Genomic DNA, 17,227 nt, shown 5'->3' with positions numbered 1-17,227 from the left:
AAGATTGAAAGCATCTCGATTATTCATTTTTCGAGATGCGCGGGTCAAGCTAGGATCGAAGCATTGCATTTCGACGATCCGATCATGGCCACATCCGCGCACGCTGATTCGCTGTCTCTTCATCCTGCCCGGCGCGCCGCCATCGCGTGCGCGGTGGTCCTCGCGGTGGCGCTCGGCGTCGGGCGCTTCGCATTCACGCCGCTCTTGCCGCTGATGCTCAAAAGCGGCGCACTCGATATCCGGCACGGCGGCTGGCTCGCGTCGGCGAACTACGCGGGGTATCTGATCGGCGCGTTGTCGTGTGCGGCGATTCGCGTCGAGCATGCGCGCATGGTGCGTCTCGCGCTCGCGTCGACCATTGTGCTCACGCTCGCGATGGGACTCACCGACGCCTTCGCGCTTTGGGCCGCGATACGCTTCGCGGCGGGCGTCGTCAGCGCGTGGGCGTTCGTGTTCGCATCGCAGTGGGGCTTGCGGCGGCTCGCGGAACTGGACGCGCACGCGCTGGCCGGGATCATTTATGCGGGGCCGGGCGTTGGTATTTTGTCGACCGGTCTCGTCGGCGCGGCAGCCGCGGCGCTGGACGTGGCCGCGCCGTGGGTCTGGATGGCGTTCGCGGCGTGCTCGGGCGTGGCGGGCGCGTTCGTGTGGAAGGCATTCATGGGCGATGCGCCCGCCGCTCAGGCGCGCGCCGCCGCTCCGAACAGGGCGGCGTCGACCTCCGCGCACGCCGATGCGGTGTGGCTCGTCGCGCTGTACGGTCTCGCGGGGTTCGGCTACATCATCACGGCGACATTCCTGCCGGTGATCGCGCGGCAGGCGCTGCCGGGCTCGTCGTGGCCCGATCTGTTCTGGCCGGCGTTCGGCCTCGCGCTGGTGGCGGGCGCGCTGATCGCAGCGCGCTTGCCGCTCGCGTGGGACAACCGGCGGCTGCTTGCCGCGTGCTACGTGATTCAGGCGTCGGGGATCGTACTCGGCATCGTGTGTCCGACTGCGCCCGGACTCGGTATCGGCAGCATTCTGCTCGGCCTGCCGTTCACTGCGATCACGCTATTCGCGATGCGCGAGGCGCGCCGGCTGCGCGGGGATGCCGCTGCCGCGCTCATGGGCTACGCGACGGGGGCGTACGGCATGGGGCAAATCGCCGGACCGCTGGTCGCGGCGCCGATCGCCGCGCATAGCGGATCGTTCTCGGCGGGCTTGTGGATCGCGGTGGCGGCGCTGGCGATCGGTGCGGCGGGACTCGCGTGGCTCGGCTGGCGCGGGGACGCACATGCGAGCAGCGCGTGATGGCGACGACTCACGGCGCGCCGTGCGGCGCATCCGGCGCGACTCCCGTCTCCGATGCGCCGAGTTCATGTTCCTCTCCCGGCGACGCGCCCGGACCGATCGGGTTCAGGTCAGGCGGCGTTCCCGGCGTCGGGCCGGGCTTCGTGGCCGGCGGTGCAACGGGTTGATTCGACGGATCGGCTTTCGGTTCGGCGTTCGAGTCGGACATGTCGTGCCTCGTTCTGTGATATGACCTCGTGCATTTAGCATGCTGCATTCCAATGCACGCTTTTGCGTTACGCGCCTCAGTGCCCCCAGGCGGCGCCCGCGAGAAAGTAGCGATCGAGCCCGACGGTGAAAACAAGCCAGCCATAGAGCGCGTGCTCGATGCAGCTCAACGCGAGCGACCGGTGCTTTCTATAACCGAGCGCGAAGAGCGCGCCGCCGAACACCGTCATCGCCGGCGCGACCCAGTTCAGGAAGATCAGATGCGCGTAGCCGAAGGCGAGCGCGGAAGTCACCACATAGCCGCATCGGTCGCCGAAGAGCGCGCGGTATCGGTGAAACAGGAAGCTGCGGTACAGCAGTTCTTGCGGCCAGACGGAGAGCGCGGGATAAAGCACGACGATCAGCAGCCAGAGCGCCGGTTTCTCGCGCGGAAGCGCCAGGAACGACTCCGGCTCGATGCGCCAAACCGCCACGGCGACGAGCGTTCCCAGCATCGCGAAACGCAGCAGCACACGCGGCGCGCCCGCCCTCAACGCAGGCCAGCGCCAGTGCTCTATGCATGCAAAATCATGCTGCCGCCGATTGACAAACATGTGTACGCCGAACGCGCCGAGCCATAACGCCACGGCCATGACGAGCGTCTGCCCCGTCCAGAGAACGATCATCGGGACGGCGGCATACAGCGTTATGAATTCAATCCACAGAACGCGGTATGCCGGCGGGTTCGTGTGCGATCGCGCGATGCGGCCCTCGCCGGCGAGTCGAGCATATTGGACTATTGGGCCTATTCCTCTTCGTCGACGAGATGCGCGATCTCGTCCACTTCGATGCTCCGCCCGAGCCGATTCTTCACGCCTTGGCCCCACGCATGCACATGGGCGCCAGGCGCGAGATATTCCGACAACGCCTCGGCCGCATGCGGCGGCATGCGCAGGGACGTGCCATCGTCGAGTAACGCGCCGCGCAGTTCGCCCTTCGGGCCATGGAGCGACAATTGCACTTCGCCGAACGCCTCCATCGGGCGCCGCTCGACTTCCGCCTTGCGATGCCTCTCGTCGTGCTCGGGACCGTTATCGACGATCACGCGGCCGTCCTTCGGCGTCAACGCGACGGCGGCGATCATGTCGACGCCGCGAGGCTTCACGCCGCGCACCGTCACCGGATCGCCGATAGCCACGCGCCGCGCCACCTGCTTCGACAAGTGCGGCGGGAAATGCACTTGCCGCGATTGATCGAGGACCAAACCGTCCAGCTCGCCATGCGGGTTGAGCAGAAATCGGGTGACCGTGCCGCGCGTTTCCGGCAGGCAGTCGGGATCGATCCAGTGCATCCGGGTTCTCCTTGGACAGTTCGTGAAGAGGATTGCGTTATGCATCTTGCATGCAGCACGCCGCATGCACAATGCCAGTTGAGTAGCAAGCTCCTCGCCTTACAAGTCCCGGACCCGCCTTACGATTCTGCGGTTCGACGGTTCGACTTTTGCCGATTGCTCATTCGGTATCGGATGTCTTCGCCGGCGACTCGTGCGCCCGCCGCAGACGTTCGCGGCTATTCGACAGATGCATTCGCATGGCGGCACGCGCCGCTTCGGGATCGCGGCGCTCGATGGCGTCGTAGATGTCTTCGTGTTCGCGATTCACGCGGTCCAGATAGCTGCCCGGATCGTTGTGCGCAAGCGCCGCCGAATTGACGCGCGTGCGCGGAATGATGGTGTTGCCGAGCTGGCTCAAGATGCTGTGGAAATAGCGGTTGCCCGTGGCTTTCGCGAGTTCGAGATGGAAAGCCACGTCCGCGGCGACGGCGTTTCCCGTGCCCTGCGCAATGTGCCGCTCGAATTCATCGAGCGCGCGGCGCATCTGCGCGAGGTTGTCGTCGGTTCGGCGCATCGCGGCCAACCCCGCCGCCTCCGCTTCCAGGCTGATGCGCAATTCGAGGATCGCCATGACGTCGCGCACAGTGAGGTCGCCCGCGGCCTCGATCTGGAAACGATCCTGGTCGCCCGCTTCCAGCACGAATGTCCCGATGCCGTGCCGCGTCTGGACCAGCCGCGCCGCCTGCAGACGCGAGATCGACTCGCGCACGACCGTCCGGCTCACGCCCAGTTGCGCCATGATTTCCGATTCGGTCGGCAGCTTGTCGCCCGGCTGAAGCGCCCCGCTGCGGATGCGCTCGGAAAGTTCGGCGACGACTTCCTCGGTGAGATTGCGGGATCGGCGAAGCGCGCCGGTTGCGGGTGCAGGAGACATTGACGGACCAATCGGTGGATGCTGATGGCCCATTATAGGGCGCGCGCCAGCTTGTACGACGACTATCGCAGCCGACGCTGCTCGCGCGTCTGGCTTACCCTCCGCGGCATTTTGCATTCATTATTCAGTGATCCGTCGCCAAATCATTCCGTTGAAATGCCGTTCGTTGCGGCGTAAAGTTCACGGACCGCATGAAGTGAACGCCGCCCGGTCCCGTTCCGGCCGCAGGGCATTCATCGTTCACTTTTCACAGGCTCGCGAATCCCATGTCCGCATCCGCTGGAGTCGCCAACTTTTCGCGCACGCGCGAGCTTTCGTACATCGCGGATTCCGGCTGTCATTTTCCAGCGCATTCTTCAGCGCGTTCTTCGCGTGAAGTTTCGCGTGCGCGCTTTCTCCATTGGCCGCATGACAGCAGGCACTCAGCACGCGCTTTTTCTTGCCGTTCGGCGCAAGGACGCGGCAATACGTAAAAGCAGTTGTAGAAGCAGGTAAGGAGACGAGCAATGATGCGAGAAGTAACCGGGGCGTTTTGCGGCTCACGCAAACTGGATGAAGCGCTTGAAGACCTGCGGGCGGAAGGCATTGCCGTCGACCGCATTCGCGTCGCGAGCGCAAGCGGCTTCGACGACATTCAGATGTCCATCGCGCTCAGCGCGAGTTCGCCCACGCAATGGATCACTGCGGAACACGCGGGTTATGCCGAGTACTTCGGTGCGAGCGGTCCGCTTTTTGGTGCTGCGGACGATTCGGAATCGCCGAGCAACGACATTCTCCCCGACTTCCATCACCGGCCCGTCGACGATGGCGCGCAAGGCGGTCTTGCCAGCATCACGCGAGTGGTCGTCAGCATTCGCGACGAGGCCGAGATGCGCGCCGTCTGCGACATCTTTTCGCGTCTAGGCACAGACGACATCGACGTGGAAAGCGCGGCCGCCTGAAGGCCGCGCATCGGACGAAGCCGCTTACTGGGCCGTCGTGTCGGCCGGCTTGGCTTTCTTCTTATGCTTGAAGTGGAAGCCCTTGCGCGTGCTGCCCGGGACGGACGTGTTGTCGCCGCCCGCCGTCGGCGCGGCGGTTGCAGCGCCATGCGCGTTCCCGCCGCCGTTGCCCCCGTTACCGTTCCCGCCGGCTTGCGCCATGGCGGCGCCCGACGCAAGCGTTACGCCGGTCGTCAACGCGACCAACACTGCGAGCTTGTTCGTTTTCATCTTGCTCCCTCCGTCATTGAAGATTTGGAATGTGCGAACTGCATGCGCGCGGCCATTTTGCGTTTTGCATTCAGCATGCCGCACGCAGGACGCAGAATGCGATCCGCCGACACATCGGACGCGCAAGCCTGTTAGCAGGTTTCGTGCTCGTCGTCGCGACGTGCGTAGTTTTCGCCACTGACGCCCTCTTTGCGTCGACAAGATCGACGAACACCATTAACGCTGGAATGCAAATAAGGACAGAGTCGTGACCGGCTTGGATTGGCGTCATTTCATTCGGCTTTCAACGGCTCAAAGCAATGGCTGCATCAAGCGGCTCGTGACATAACAAAACGAGACGCGCATTGACAGGCGTCAGCGTGAAGAAACTCGCCGCTTCAAGCGTGGCGCTACCGCCCTATCGACACGCTCATGACTGACCATCGTGCGCCATCGCACGGACGACAGCCCCCCGGAATTCGTTAAATACGATCAAACAAACCTCGACGGTGCGTGCGAGGGCTCTTTGAGGAAATCGGTTCATCGAGCGAGATCACCACCGCCCGTAGCGCCGGCCTAAATAAATGTTAAAGGCGCTCTTAAAGGGGAGACCCGCTTTAAGCGCATTTGGCCGGATGCACCGTTGGCCAGGTACAAGGGAAACCAGACACAATGAAAACTGAATTGCGCCGCATCCTATCCGAATCCGCACGCCTCGATGTTCCCATCGATACTCTCTCCGACAGCGATGATCTTTACGCCGCTGGGCTTTCTTCGCTTGCCACGGTTCACGTCATGCTCGCGATCGAAGACGAGTTCGGTGTCGAGATTCCGGATCACATGCTCACGCGCCGGCTCTTCTCGAGCGTAGATTCGCTCGCCGCCGCCGTCGATGAACTGCGTCGTTCGCAGGCGGCCGCATGAACGCCGCCACGCACGAACTCGAAGCATCGCAACTGGCGCAGATCGATCGCAGCGCCGCGCCGCGCAGCGAAAGCGAACTGCTCGAAGCGGCACAGCGCGTGGCCGCCATCGCGGCCAAATATGCGAATACAGTCGACAAGGAAGCGCGCTTTCCCGCTGAGGCAGTCGCGGCCATGCGCGAAGAGCGGCTCTTCTCCGCGATGGTCCCGGCGATTCATGGCGGCGATGGGCTTGCGCTCTCCGGCGTCGCGCGCTTGTGCGAAACGCTCGCTCAAGGCTGCGCATCGTCGGCAATGATCTATGCCATGCATCAGAGCCAGGTGATCTGCATCGTCGATCATGGCGCGAACGTGCAGTGGCAGAGAGATTTCCTCGCGCGCATGGTGAACGAGCAGCTGCTGCTCGCATCGGCGACATCGGAGGAGACCATCGGCGGCAACATGCGAACGAGCGCATGCGCGGTGGATCTCGTCGATGGCGCTTTCACCATCGAGAAGCTCGCGCCAACGATCTCATACGGCAAGCACTCGGACTGCATTCTCGTGACGGCACGACGTCATCCGGATGCGCCGCCTTCGGATCAAGTACTCATCGTGGCACCGCGCGAGACGTGCACGCTCGAACAACGCGGCACATGGGACACGCTCGGCATGCGCGGTACGTGCAGCGAAGGACATCGACTGATTGCAAGCGGCACGGCAGAGCAGATTCTTCCGGTGCCGTTCTCGAAGATCGCCGATGAAAGCATGCTGCCCGTGTCGCATACGCTGTGGTCTGCGGTGTGGATCGGCATTGCATCGGACGCGGTGAATCGCGCGCATCAGTTCTTTCGCAATCAGGCGCGCGGCAAGCCCGGCGCGTTGCCGCCATCGGCATCGCGCCTTGCGCAGGCAGTCACGCTCGTCAAGATGATGCAGGCACGCCTGCGTGAATCGCTTGCAGGCGTCGAAGCAGCACAGCGCGAACGCATTGCGCGCCAGGCAAATCATGCAGAGGACATCGATGCGCCGCTTACCGCATCCATCGGAATCGCATCGGACCTGAACATGCTCAAGCTCGCGATCTCGCAGTCCGCGCTGCAAGTCGTGCAAGAGACACTGATGATATGCGGCATGGCGGGCTATAAAAACGATACGCCCTTTAGCGTGGGGCGCCATCTGCGCGATCTGCATTCCGCACCGCTCATGATCAGCAATGACCGCATCGAACTGAATACGGCGAATCTGCTGCTTGCGCAGCGCGCCGCAACGGGGACCCTATAAAGACATGAACATGCCGACCGAACAAGCCGCGATCATGCCGGCTGAAGAACAAGCACAAGGACAAGCGACGCAAGCCGCGTACGACAAATCGGACGTGACCTTGCGCGATCGCCTGATGGAAGCGGGCATTCTGATCGACACCGGCGAAGACGGGCTTTATGGCCGTAGCGCAGTCTTCGAAGATGTCGTCGAGCGCCTGAATCAGGCCATTACGCTGCTCGGCGCGGACCAGCACGCAGAAGCGCTGCGCTTTCCGCCCGCCATGCGTCGCCGCGACTTCGAGGACAGCGAATACCTCAAGAGTTTCCCGAATCTTGCGGGTACGATTCACTCGTTCCAGGGCAACGACCGTGGACATCATCGCTTGCTCGAAGCGCTCGACAAAATCGTTCATATCGGCGAAGAAGAAGAGCGTTCCGACGAATGGATGGATCAGCAAAAGCCGACTCGCCTCGTGCTGACGCCGGCCGCATGCTATCCGATTTATCCGCTGGTTGCGAAGCGCGGCAATCTCGCTAAGGACGGCGCGACTTTCGATGCGTTCTCTTATTGTTTCCGTCATGAGCCGTCCATCGATCCGGGCCGCATGCAGATGTTCCGCATGCGCGAATATATTCGTGTAGGCAGCCCGGAACAGGTCATGGCCTTCCGTCAGAAATGGATCGACCGCGGCTCGCTCCTCGTGCGTCTGTTGCAATTGCCATTCGAAATCGATCTCGCCAACGATCCGTTCTTTGGACGCGGCGGCAAGATTGTCGCGGATAGCCAGCGCGCACAGGAATTGAAATTCGAATTGCTCGTTCCGGTTGCGACGCCTGACCGCCCGACTGCGTGTCTGTCGTTCAACTATCACATGGAGCACTTCGGCGAGCTCTGGAATATCCGTCAGGCAGACGACAGCGTTGCGCATACCGCGTGCGTGGGCTTTGGCATGGAGCGCACGACGCTTGGGCTCTTCCGTCATCATGGCCTAGACGTGAGAGCGTGGCCGGCCGCCGTGCGCGAACTGTTGTGGGGCAATGCTGCGCCGATCATCGCCGATGGCCTCGCGAACCTGGGCAAAGAGGCATGAACGCGCGCTCGCCCGAAGTAGCGCTGACCGGCACGGAAGACGAAGCGAGCCGCCATGCATTGCATCGCGGCGAGCGCGTCTGGCTGGAGACTAACTGCTATGTCGACTTGTGGATCGAGCTGTTGCATCACTTCGGCTGCGATCCGCATGCAGCGCTTGGCTTTACGGTAACGCAAGCGTTCGAGGGCGACCAGTTCACGTTCCCGAAGTTTTCGCTCGATGACATCGGCAGGCTTTATGGCTTGCAGGCGCAAGAGTTGGCCATTTATGACACGCTCGAAGCGCATGTTTGCGAGCAGACGAAACGCGGGCATGTGGTGGTCGCTGAAGTAGACGCGTTCTATTTGCCGGATACGCGCGCAACCGCTTACCGTCAGACGCATTCGAAGACGACCATCGCGATCGATTCGATCGATGCGAAGGAAAAGCGCATCACGTATTTCCATAACGCGGGCTATTTCTCGCTATCGAACGAAGACTACGAAGGTGTCTTCCGCCTGATGCCGGATCTTGCCAGCGACGTGCATGCACTCTTCCCTTACGTGGAGTTCGTCAAGCGTGCGCGCGCGCCGCTCGATGGCGATGCACTCGTGCAACGCTCGATCGAACTACTCAAATTGCGTCTCGTCGATCGGCCTTCCGTGAATCCAGTATCGCAATGGCGCGCGGAATTTCCTGAGCACTTGCGTGCACTGCTCGAACGCGATGTCGCGTATTACCACCTCTATACATTCAACATCATGCGGCAGCTCGGTTCTAATTTCGAACTGCTGTCGAAGTATCTCGGGTGGCTGAACGCGCACGGCATCGATGTGCCCGGCGATATTCAGGCGAGCGCGCAAGCCATTGCCAGCGAAGCGATGGTCATGCAGTTCCGCCTCGCCCGTGCGCGCATGCGCTCTCGCGTGGACCCTTGCAACGATTGTCTCGATTCTCTCGAAGCATCGTATGACAAGGTCATCGAGCCGCTTGCCGCGCGCTTTCTCTAAGACTTGAGCCGCGCGCCTAGCGCGGCCCAAGTCTTGCCTTCAAGAATTTCAAGGAAAGGCTATGCACGTCTCGCCGTTCGCGCCGCGCCGCCTGGACGCCGGCTGGCAATGCGTGAGCACCCCTGCGGGCGCATGCGCCACGCCTGCTGCACTCGACGCTTACACGAACTGGATCGATGCACCGGTGCCGGGAACGATTGCGTCGGCACATCGCGCGGCAGGCGCTAAAGAAGACGCGCTCGCGCAGCCTTTTGCACTCTCCGATCATTGGTATCGCATTACGTTAGACGCGCACGGCAAGCGGCGCTTGCGCTTCAACGGACTCGCGACGGTCGCCGAAATCTGGATGGACGAGCGCAAGCTGCTCGAATCCGATTCGATGTTTGTCGAGCACGAACTCGATATCGAATTCACTGGTCACACGACGCTCTTTATCTGCTTTCGATCGATTGCAGCAGCGCTTGCGGCTAAGCGCGGCCGCGCGCGCTGGCGGCCCAAGCTCGCGCAACCCGCGACCTTGCGCAACGTTCGCACGACGCTGCTCGGCCACATGCCAGGCTGGTGCCCGACGATTCAGCCAGTCGGTCCGTGGCGTCCTGTCGAATTGATCGGCGAGTCGCAAACGTCGATTGATCGCGTGGAGATGACACCGCGCGTCAATGGCGCCGACGGTCTGCTCGATGTCACTGTGCGGTTCTTCCATGCGCAAGCGCCCCGCGACATGCGCATCGCGTGTGGCGAGGTGTCCGCCGCGCTTGCCTGGAAGGACGCGCATACGGCCATCGCGCGCGTACGCGTGCCGCAAGCACGCCTTTGGTGGCCTCATACGCACGGCGAACCGGCGCGTTATGGCGTAAAACTCATTGGCGCATCGTATGAAGAGATTGCGCTCGGCGAAGTCGGCTTTCGCACCATCGAGATCGACCGCGGTTCGGATGGCGCAGGCTTTCAGATCGTAGTGAATGGCGTACCGGTCTTTGCTCGCGGAGCGTGCTGGACATCGGCTGATATCGTCGCACTAGATGCCCCGCGCGAAAAGCTCGATTCGATTTTCAAGCATTGCCGTCAAGTGGGACTCAATATCATTCGGGTAAGCGGCACGACGCTCTATGAATCGAACGCTTTCTACGAGCTTGCCGACACACATGGCATTCTCGTCTGGCAGGACTTCGCTTTTGCCAATTTCGACTATCCGACCGATGAAGCATTCACGCTCAGCGTACAGCGTGAAGCGGAAGACTTTCTCAGGCGCACACGCCGGTTTGCATCGCTTGCGGTGTTGTGCGGTGGAAGCGAAGTGCATCAGCAGGCGGCCATGCTTGGACTTCCTTTCGACGCCTATCAGCAGCCGCTCTTCACCGCGCAATTGCCTTCGATCATCGCCGCGATTCGCCCCGATGTTCCTTACGTTGTCAATTCACCGAGCGCGGCATCGGGCGACAGAGTTTCAATGCCTTTTGGCACTCGCGGCGGTGTCACGCACTACTACGGCGTAGGCGCCTATCAACGCCCTTTCGACGATGCGCGTCGCGCACAAGTTCGATTCGCGTCCGAGTGCCTCGCATTCGCCAACGTACCGGACGACGTAGCCTTGCGCGCCGTGCCTAACGCATCGCGACCGCACGAACCGCGCTGGAAAATCGGCGTGCCGCGCGATCCTGGCGCGGCGTGGGATTTCGACGATGTGCGCGAGCACTATTTGCGCACGCTCTATGGCATCGATGTCGCTCGCGTGAGGTATGAAGATCCCGAGCGGTATCTGACTTTGTCGCGCGCTGTGGTCGCGGATGTCATGGGCGCCGTCTTCGCGGAGTGGCGTCGCAAGGGCTCGTCTTGTGCCGGCGGCATCGTGTGGAATTTGCTGGACCTGCGCGCGGGCGCGGGTTGGGGCGTGATCGATGCGTTCGGCGTTCCCAAGAGCGCGCTGCACGGTCTTGCTCGTGTGCTGCAGCCCGTACAAGTGGTTGTCACCGATGAAGGCCTCGACGGCCTGGACGTTCATATGGTGAACGAGAGCGCTCGGGACATTCGCGCTCGCGTGGAATTGACCTGCCTGCGCGATGGCGCTGTCAAGGTCGCAGGCGGTTCGCGTGAGATCGTCTTGGCGCCGCGCAGTGTCGAACGTATCAATTCGAGTGAGTTGATCGGCGCTTTCTTCGACATCGCTTACGCATACCGCTTTGGCCCGCGTGCTCATGACGCAACGCACGTCCGACTGCTGGATGCGGATTCCGGGGTGACGCTTTCAGAGGCTTTTCATTTCCCCGATTCCTCCGTAAGTGAACGCCACGATCTGGGCTTGAGCGCGACCGTTCAAAGAAGCGATGACGGTTGGTTTCTTGAAGTATCCACTACGCAACTTGCGCGCTGGGTCCATGTGGTCGATGCGAACTACCACGCGAGTATGGACTGGTTTCATCTTGCCCCGGGGACCAGCCGACGCATTCCGCTCGTTGCGCGCAGTGCGAATGGACACTTCGCGCCCGAGGGTGAAGTGCTTGCGATCAATGGAAGTCGCGCGGCGGCTTATCGCGCATGAGTCAATGGTAAAGCGTGAACGCTTTTGTTCAAATGCGCATAGCGGGCACGCTGAAGAGGCAGTCGAATTCGTCGGTGAATTCTTCGAGGCACCCAAGGCTCGCAAGGAACTTGTCGGCGCGAATCAACTCGATCATTCCATTGGCCGTGATGATCCGGTAAAGCGCGCCGCCTTCGTTTTTGAGTCCCACGCGCAAGTCGACGCTCGGCCCCGGTGGACACGCCGCCTGTTTGGACACGAACGCCATGATCTGCGCGTCGAGCGCTGATTTGGCCGCGCCATTGATGAGATGGCTGCGCATGGGACTTCCCCGCTTTGAAGTTTTCGCAAGATACCACTTGGCTGCTCGAGCCGCTTTCGTTTTGTCGTCTTTTGCAGCAGGTAACGTGGTAAAAGATTCCGCAAACGTTGTCGTTGAGGGCGTCGCTCATGCAGTTAAGCGACGACTGGCTCAGAGGTCTATGAAATTGCGACCCAAAGGACGGTATGACGATGGAACGATTTCGCCCCGCTGCATCGAAGTACGTTTATGGCGCACTGGTTGGCCGCGTCACGGACGGAAAAGAAAATCCTAACGGCAGTTCACCGCACTACGAGATTCTGGTCGATGCAGCCGGCACGCCGTATCGCATTGCGGTGAATATTCGTTCGGTGGAGGGAAGCGAGGTGCTTGCCTACAGCGACGAACACTATGCCAACGATACCAAGCTCGGGCTGGCGAAGCGCTTTGCGGGCGCCCAAGGATTCACTGCTTTAAGCATCGGCGAAAACGGTGAAGGACTGGACTATCTGCGCGACGATCTGTTTCCGCTGGATCGAATGGCCCCCATCGCCCCGGACGGAAACAGCGGCACACTTTCCGCCTTGCTAGACGCACAGATTCAGCGCGCGAAGGCAGACACGCATGCGGTGGTAGTCGCCATCGGCGACAAGTTCGACGATTACGCAACGCGCGAGCCGCTGGTCTTTTCCTTAGGCCGCGGCGTCCACGACATTCATATGATGCAGGGAAATTCAGGGCGTTTCGCAGACGACAATCGCATCAACGGCGACGGCGCACTGTTCATCCGTTTCTCGGACGGCGAGACTTTCGCGCTCTTCGTTCGCTTCGCCACGCAAGCGACGAAGACCGATGATAGCGGCAATCCCGTCTAAGAGAATTAGCGCATTCAACGCGCGCGCAATGCGTCCACGATGTTCATCCGCGATGCCCTAAGCGCAGGCAGGAAGCCACCGACGAAGCCCATGATGAGCGAAAAGACCACAGTCCGAATCACGACCGACGGCGTGAGAATGAAGCGGAAGGACAAGTCGGCGAAGGTCTGAAAATTCGTCGTCGAGAAGGAAGCGAATTGCATCAATGCGGCACAGCACAGGCCCGCCATGCCGCCCACGAATCCGAGCAGCAACGCTTCGAGCAGAAAGGCGAGCAGCACGTCGCTGCGCTTGAAGCCGAGCGCGCGCAAGGTGCCGATTTCCGCGACGCGGCTAGCCACCGACGCGTACATCGTGATCATTGCGCCAATCATCGCGGCAATGGAAAAGATAGTGGAAAGCGTAAAGCCAAGAATATTGATGAACGTCGAAAGCGCCTTGGACTGATCGCCATAGAAGACTTGCTCGCGCTTAGCTTCGTCGGCGAGGCGCGGATCGACGTCGATATCGCTTCTGAAACGCTCGAAGGCATCGCCGCGAGCGAGGCGCACGATCATCGACGAATAAGTCGTGCGACGAAACGACTGCATGAGTTGATCGACATCGCCCCACATTTCCGAGTCGAAGCCACTGCCGCCCGCATCGAAATGACCGACGACAGTCCAGTCGCGCTGTGCAAAGCGCAAATGTTCTCCAATGCGCGTTCCGGCGAAGCCCTTGGCAATGCTGCTTCCTACGATGATCTCGGACGCTCCGGGCCTGAACATGCGGCCTGCCGTGAGCCTGACTTGCGGGCGCAGTTGCACGCCTGCCGTCGACACGCCGCGAATAACCACGTTGGCTGGCGTGTTCGTACCGAGCTTGGTAAGCGAGATGAGGACCACCGTTTCTTTCGATGCGAACGGCTTGCCTGCATCAGTCATCGCGACAGCGGGATGCATCTCGATCACGTTAGCCTGCGCGCGGTCTATGGAGCTTTGAATTTCCGTTTCCGCGCCCTTGCGAATGACAACCACGTTATCGCGCTCGCCCGTCGATACCAGCGTCTTCTTGAGGCCCGCATCGAGCATGAGGACAGTCGCGAACACGAACACGACGAGCGCAAGGCCGCTTGCGGTCAACATCGTCGTGAGACGGCGCGCCCAGAGATTGCGCGCAACGTAAGAGACGGGAATGGCCATCGTCGCTTCCTTAGCCGATCGCCCGCAAGCCTTCGACGATTCGCACGCGGCTTGCCTGCACGGCGGGGACGATCGCGGCCGCGAGCGCCACCACGAACGCGCATGCGGCCTGCAGCATCATTGTTTCGTGCGACACCTTGAAGACGGGAAAGACGCCACCTGTAGCATGCTGGAATACGACAGCCGCCGGCGGCGTCGCCAACATGCCGATTCCGCCGCCGATTGCGCATATCGCAAGCGACTCGCCAAAGACCAGCATGGAGAGAAAGCCCGGACCGAAGCCAAGCGCCTTAAGCGTCGCATATTCGACGGTGCGTTCGCGCGCGCTCATCGCCATTGCGTTAGCCATCACCGCCATGATGATAAGGATCACTACATACGACACTACGCGTATGGCCGCGATGATCTGATTCGACATCGCGACAAAGCCGAGCTGGAACGCCTGCTCCGTTTCCGTCAAGGTCTCGGCGAGCGAGTTCTTGAAGACGGCATCGATATTGCGCGATATCGTCGCGGCCTGATCGGGATTGTCAATGCCGACCACATACACGCCGACCTGATCGACGTTTCGCTTCGTGGTCTTGCGAATGCTCTCGTTCAAATATTCCCAATGGAACACCAGTTGCCGCGTGATCGTGGATTCATCGCGCCCTTCCATGACGCCGCGCACGACGAAGTCCCAAGTGCCTGGATAGATAGTGCCCTTGAGTGGAATGACATCGCCGACCTTGAAGCCGTATTGAGTTGCAAGCTGACGTCCGATGAGACAGCCCTTGCGGTCGCGCTGGTAATCGGACCGCGCTTGCGGCGAGATCACGAACTCCGGATAAAGATCGAGATAGTTGTCCGATACCGCGAACTGCGCAAAGAAATTCTTGGGGTCGCGATAAATGCCGCCGAACCAGTTGGACCGTGCAACCATCGTCACGCCATCCACGCCACGTATGCGGTTTTCGTATGCGAGCGGCAGCGGGAACACGAGCGATATGGCGTTACGCGTGACGAGGCGCGCATTCGATGCAGCCGCTGCACCCGCGTACCACGCGTCGACGACCGTGTACAGCAGGCCATAAGCGAGCACTGCGATGGTGAGTCCAAGCACGGTCAACGCGGTGCGCAGCTTATGACGCGTGGCATTGCGCAAGATCAGCTTTAGCACGTACATGGCTAAAGCGCCTTGCCATCGATGAGTTCGCCCTTCTCGAGATGCACCAGCGCTTTAGCCGCATTCGCGGCATGCGCGTCGTGCGTGACCATGATGATGGTCTTGCCAAGGCGATCGTTGAGACGCTGCATCATCGCAAGAACCTCGGCGGCCGAATTGCGGTCGAGATCGCCGGTCGGTTCATCGGCCACGATCAATTGCGGATCGGTGATAAGCGCACGCGCAATCGCAACGCGCTGCTGCTGACCGCCCGACAGTTCGGATGGATAGTGACTCATGCGCTCGCTCATGTTGACCATGTCGAGCACCATTGCGACGCGCTCACGCCGTTGCGCACGCGAAAGCCGCGTCAACATCAAGGGCAGCTCGACGTTCTCGAATGCGGTCAGCACCGGCATCAAGTTATAGAACTGAAAAATGAAGCCCACATGCGACGCGCGCCAATCGGCAAGCGCTGCTTCGGGCAAGCGCGTGATATCGACGCCGCCGACGAGCAACTCCCCGCTGTCCGGCCGGTCGATGCCCGCAATAAGATTCAGCAGTGTGCTCTTGCCCGAGCCCGACGGCCCCATCAACGCAATGAAATCGCCTTGCGCTATCGAAAGCGTGATGTCGGTCAGCACCGGCACTGTCTGTACCCCGCGCCGATAAGACTTCACGACATGGCTTATATGAACCAGAGGCGCCGTACTCACGTTATTTCTTCGCCACGCTTACGCTGGCGCCGTCCTTGATTTTTTCGCCTGGCGCAAGCACCAGTGTGTCGCCCGGCTTGACGCCTGATACGGCGAGCAGGTCGCCCATGCGTTCCCCCGTCACAACGGGCACTTCGCGCGCCTTGTCATGCTCGATCGCATACACGACATGTCTGCCGCCGCGCGTGACGACTGCCGTCGGCTGCACGGCGACCACGGCCGCCTTTTCTGCGGGCGGTACGGGCTTGGAAAGAAATGCGATCTTTGCGCTCATATCAGGCAAGACGCGCTCATCTCGCTCGACAAAGCGGACCTTCACGAGCACGGTTGCCTTGGAGCGGTCTACCGTTGGCACGATGCGCGATACGCGGCCCGCAAAGCGCGTTTCCGGCAATGCGTCGAGCTGAATCTCGCATGGCTGATCGACAGCGATATGCGCGATATTCGATTCGGCGACATCGGCCTCGACTTCGAGTGTCTTCATGTCGGCGATGGTAACGACCGCACCCTTGCTATCCGATGCCGATGAAAACGGCGTGATGTTGTCACCGACGTTCGCGTGCTTCTCCAGCACGACGCCATCGAATGGCGCGCGGATCACCGTCTGGTCGACGGCCACTTGCGCCGCGCGCGCGTTGGCCTTTGCGGAAAGAATAGCCGCTTCTTCGCTATTGACCGATGCTTTGGCCTTGTCGTAACGCGAGCGGTCCGCATCGTATTGCAAGGCCGATATCGCGCCATGCGGGGCAAGCACAAGTGAACGCTTGAGATTCGCCGCGGCGTTCTCAAGCTCGGCACGCTGCAATTGCAGATTCGCCTGCGCGACTTTGATTTGCGCCTGCGCTTGCGCAAGCGACGCCGCGACATCGGCGCTTTCAAGTCGCGCGATGATTTGCCCTTCCTTGACGGGCGTGCCTTCGAGTACGCCAAGCCATTCGACGCGCCCTTGCGCCTTGGACGCGACCGCCGCCTTGCGCTGCGGCACGACATAGCCGGTTGCATTCAAAAGCGTATAGCTCTGCGATGGATAAACCGACGTCACCGTAGTCGTCTCCACTGTCTGCGGCGCAAGGAGCCTGGCGGCCACGCCGATGAGCACGGCCACGATGACAGCGATGACCGCGTAACGCAGCCAGTTGCGCCGACGCCTCGGCATGGCGGCGACGGAAGCGCCCCGGTCGATCCTGAGCTTCTCTAAATCGTGTTCAGCCAATTTGTGAGCGGGCGGCGCCGTTAGCTGCCTGGCGCAGCGGTCCGGCTCGTGTCGGGGTGAAGGGATGCTCAGTATAGCGCCGCAGCCTTGGGTCGCTTA

General features: G+C 61.3%; 19 protein-coding genes. 8 read left to right on the top strand and 11 right to left on the bottom strand.

Annotation, left to right across the window (positions count from 1 at the left end; translation table 11 throughout):
* Positions 1–84 precede the first annotated feature (84 nt).
* Complete coding sequence (locus LDZ27_RS26355; protein WP_244818224.1) at positions 85–1,290, top strand: YbfB/YjiJ family MFS transporter; 1,206 nt, start codon at positions 85–87, stop codon at positions 1,288–1,290.
* A gap of 10 nt (positions 1,291–1,300) precedes the next feature.
* Here LDZ27_RS26355 and LDZ27_RS26350 read toward each other — a convergent pair whose 3' ends face one another.
* The 4 genes from LDZ27_RS26350 to LDZ27_RS26335 form a co-directional block, all read right to left on the bottom strand.
* A complete protein-coding gene (locus LDZ27_RS26350; protein WP_244818223.1) occupies positions 1,301–1,498 on the bottom strand; it encodes a hypothetical protein in 198 nt (65 codons plus the stop codon).
* Between the two features lie 76 nt (positions 1,499–1,574).
* Positions 1,575–2,162 (bottom strand): CPBP family intramembrane glutamic endopeptidase, encoded by a 588-nt coding sequence (locus tag LDZ27_RS26345; RefSeq protein WP_244818222.1) that lies wholly within the window; start codon positions 2,160–2,162, stop codon positions 1,575–1,577.
* A gap of 119 nt (positions 2,163–2,281) precedes the next feature.
* Positions 2,282–2,827 carry a hypothetical protein gene (locus tag LDZ27_RS26340; protein ID WP_244818221.1) on the bottom strand — a complete coding sequence of 182 codons (546 nt, stop codon included), beginning with the start codon at positions 2,825–2,827 and terminating at the stop codon, positions 2,282–2,284.
* 160 nt (positions 2,828–2,987) lie between these two features.
* Positions 2,988–3,743 (bottom strand): FadR/GntR family transcriptional regulator, encoded by a 756-nt coding sequence (locus LDZ27_RS26335; RefSeq protein WP_244818220.1) that lies wholly within the window; start codon positions 3,741–3,743, stop codon positions 2,988–2,990.
* Between the two features lie 506 nt (positions 3,744–4,249).
* Between LDZ27_RS26335 and LDZ27_RS26330 the strand changes: the two genes are divergently transcribed.
* Positions 4,250–4,684, top strand: a complete 435-nt coding sequence (locus LDZ27_RS26330; RefSeq protein ID WP_244818219.1) for a hypothetical protein — start codon at positions 4,250–4,252, stop codon at positions 4,682–4,684.
* A gap of 24 nt (positions 4,685–4,708) precedes the next feature.
* On the opposite strand, the gene LDZ27_RS26325 is transcribed toward LDZ27_RS26330, so the two are convergent.
* Entirely contained in the window at positions 4,709–4,954 is a 246-nt protein-coding gene (locus LDZ27_RS26325) for a hypothetical protein (RefSeq protein WP_244818218.1), read from the bottom strand.
* Positions 4,955–5,605: 651 nt separating this feature from the next.
* Between LDZ27_RS26325 and LDZ27_RS26320 the strand changes: the two genes are divergently transcribed.
* From LDZ27_RS26320 to LDZ27_RS26305, 4 genes are read left to right on the top strand one after another with little or no spacing between them, the layout of a single operon-like run.
* Positions 5,606–5,857, top strand: coding sequence for an acyl carrier protein (locus LDZ27_RS26320; RefSeq protein WP_244818217.1), 252 nt, complete (start codon positions 5,606–5,608; stop codon positions 5,855–5,857).
* Positions 5,854–7,119: an acyl-CoA dehydrogenase family protein gene (locus LDZ27_RS26315; protein WP_244818216.1), complete on the top strand. Its 1,266-nt coding sequence runs from the start codon at positions 5,854–5,856 to the stop codon at positions 7,117–7,119. The genes LDZ27_RS26320 and LDZ27_RS26315 overlap by 4 nt, the downstream gene beginning before the upstream one ends.
* A 4-nt stretch (positions 7,120–7,123) precedes the next feature.
* A complete protein-coding gene (locus LDZ27_RS26310; protein ID WP_244818215.1) occupies positions 7,124–8,191 on the top strand; it encodes an amino acid--[acyl-carrier-protein] ligase in 1,068 nt (355 codons plus the stop codon).
* Positions 8,188–9,180 carry a DUF1839 family protein gene (locus LDZ27_RS26305; RefSeq protein ID WP_244818214.1) on the top strand — a complete coding sequence of 331 codons (993 nt, stop codon included), beginning with the start codon at positions 8,188–8,190 and terminating at the stop codon, positions 9,178–9,180. The genes LDZ27_RS26310 and LDZ27_RS26305 overlap by 4 nt, the downstream gene beginning before the upstream one ends.
* Before the next feature lie 283 nt (positions 9,181–9,463).
* Here the strand turns inward: LDZ27_RS26305 and LDZ27_RS26300 are convergent, their stop codons facing one another.
* On the bottom strand, positions 9,464–9,883 hold the full coding sequence (locus tag LDZ27_RS26300; protein WP_244818213.1) for a hypothetical protein: 420 nt from the start codon (positions 9,881–9,883) through the stop codon (positions 9,464–9,466).
* Positions 9,884–10,477: 594 nt separating this feature from the next.
* Here LDZ27_RS26300 and LDZ27_RS26295 point away from each other — a divergent pair.
* On the top strand, positions 10,478–11,719 hold the full coding sequence (locus tag LDZ27_RS26295) for a hypothetical protein (protein WP_244818212.1): 1,242 nt from the start codon (positions 10,478–10,480) through the stop codon (positions 11,717–11,719).
* Between the two features lie 28 nt (positions 11,720–11,747).
* Here LDZ27_RS26295 and LDZ27_RS26290 read toward each other — a convergent pair whose 3' ends face one another.
* Positions 11,748–12,020, bottom strand: a complete 273-nt coding sequence (locus LDZ27_RS26290) for a hypothetical protein (protein WP_244818211.1) — start codon at positions 12,018–12,020, stop codon at positions 11,748–11,750.
* A gap of 191 nt (positions 12,021–12,211) precedes the next feature.
* On the opposite strand from LDZ27_RS26290, the gene LDZ27_RS26285 reads away from it, so the two are divergent.
* On the top strand, positions 12,212–12,874 hold the full coding sequence (locus LDZ27_RS26285; protein ID WP_244818210.1) for a DUF2278 family protein: 663 nt from the start codon (positions 12,212–12,214) through the stop codon (positions 12,872–12,874).
* A gap of 14 nt (positions 12,875–12,888) precedes the next feature.
* Here the strand turns inward: LDZ27_RS26285 and LDZ27_RS26280 are convergent, their stop codons facing one another.
* The 4 genes from LDZ27_RS26280 to LDZ27_RS26265 are packed head-to-tail and all read right to left on the bottom strand — an operon-like array spanning position 12,889 to position 17,071.
* Complete coding sequence (locus tag LDZ27_RS26280) at positions 12,889–14,055, bottom strand: ABC transporter permease (RefSeq protein ID WP_244818209.1); 1,167 nt, start codon at positions 14,053–14,055, stop codon at positions 12,889–12,891.
* Between the two features lie 10 nt (positions 14,056–14,065).
* A complete protein-coding gene (locus LDZ27_RS26275) occupies positions 14,066–15,220 on the bottom strand; it encodes an ABC transporter permease (RefSeq protein ID WP_244818208.1) in 1,155 nt (384 codons plus the stop codon).
* Between the two features lie 2 nt (positions 15,221–15,222).
* Positions 15,223–15,915 (bottom strand): ABC transporter ATP-binding protein, encoded by a 693-nt coding sequence (locus LDZ27_RS26270; RefSeq protein ID WP_244818207.1) that lies wholly within the window; start codon positions 15,913–15,915, stop codon positions 15,223–15,225.
* 1 nt (position 15,916) lies between these two features.
* On the bottom strand, positions 15,917–17,071 hold the full coding sequence (locus LDZ27_RS26265) for an efflux RND transporter periplasmic adaptor subunit (RefSeq protein ID WP_244818206.1): 1,155 nt from the start codon (positions 17,069–17,071) through the stop codon (positions 15,917–15,919).
* Positions 17,072–17,227: the final 156 nt, after the last annotated feature.

It is taken from the genome of Caballeronia sp. Lep1P3, from assembly GCF_022879595.1.
Classification (GTDB): domain Bacteria; phylum Pseudomonadota; class Gammaproteobacteria; order Burkholderiales; family Burkholderiaceae; genus Caballeronia.
Note: the sequence above shows the minus strand (reverse complement) of the source record. Positions and strands in the feature narration are given on the sequence as shown.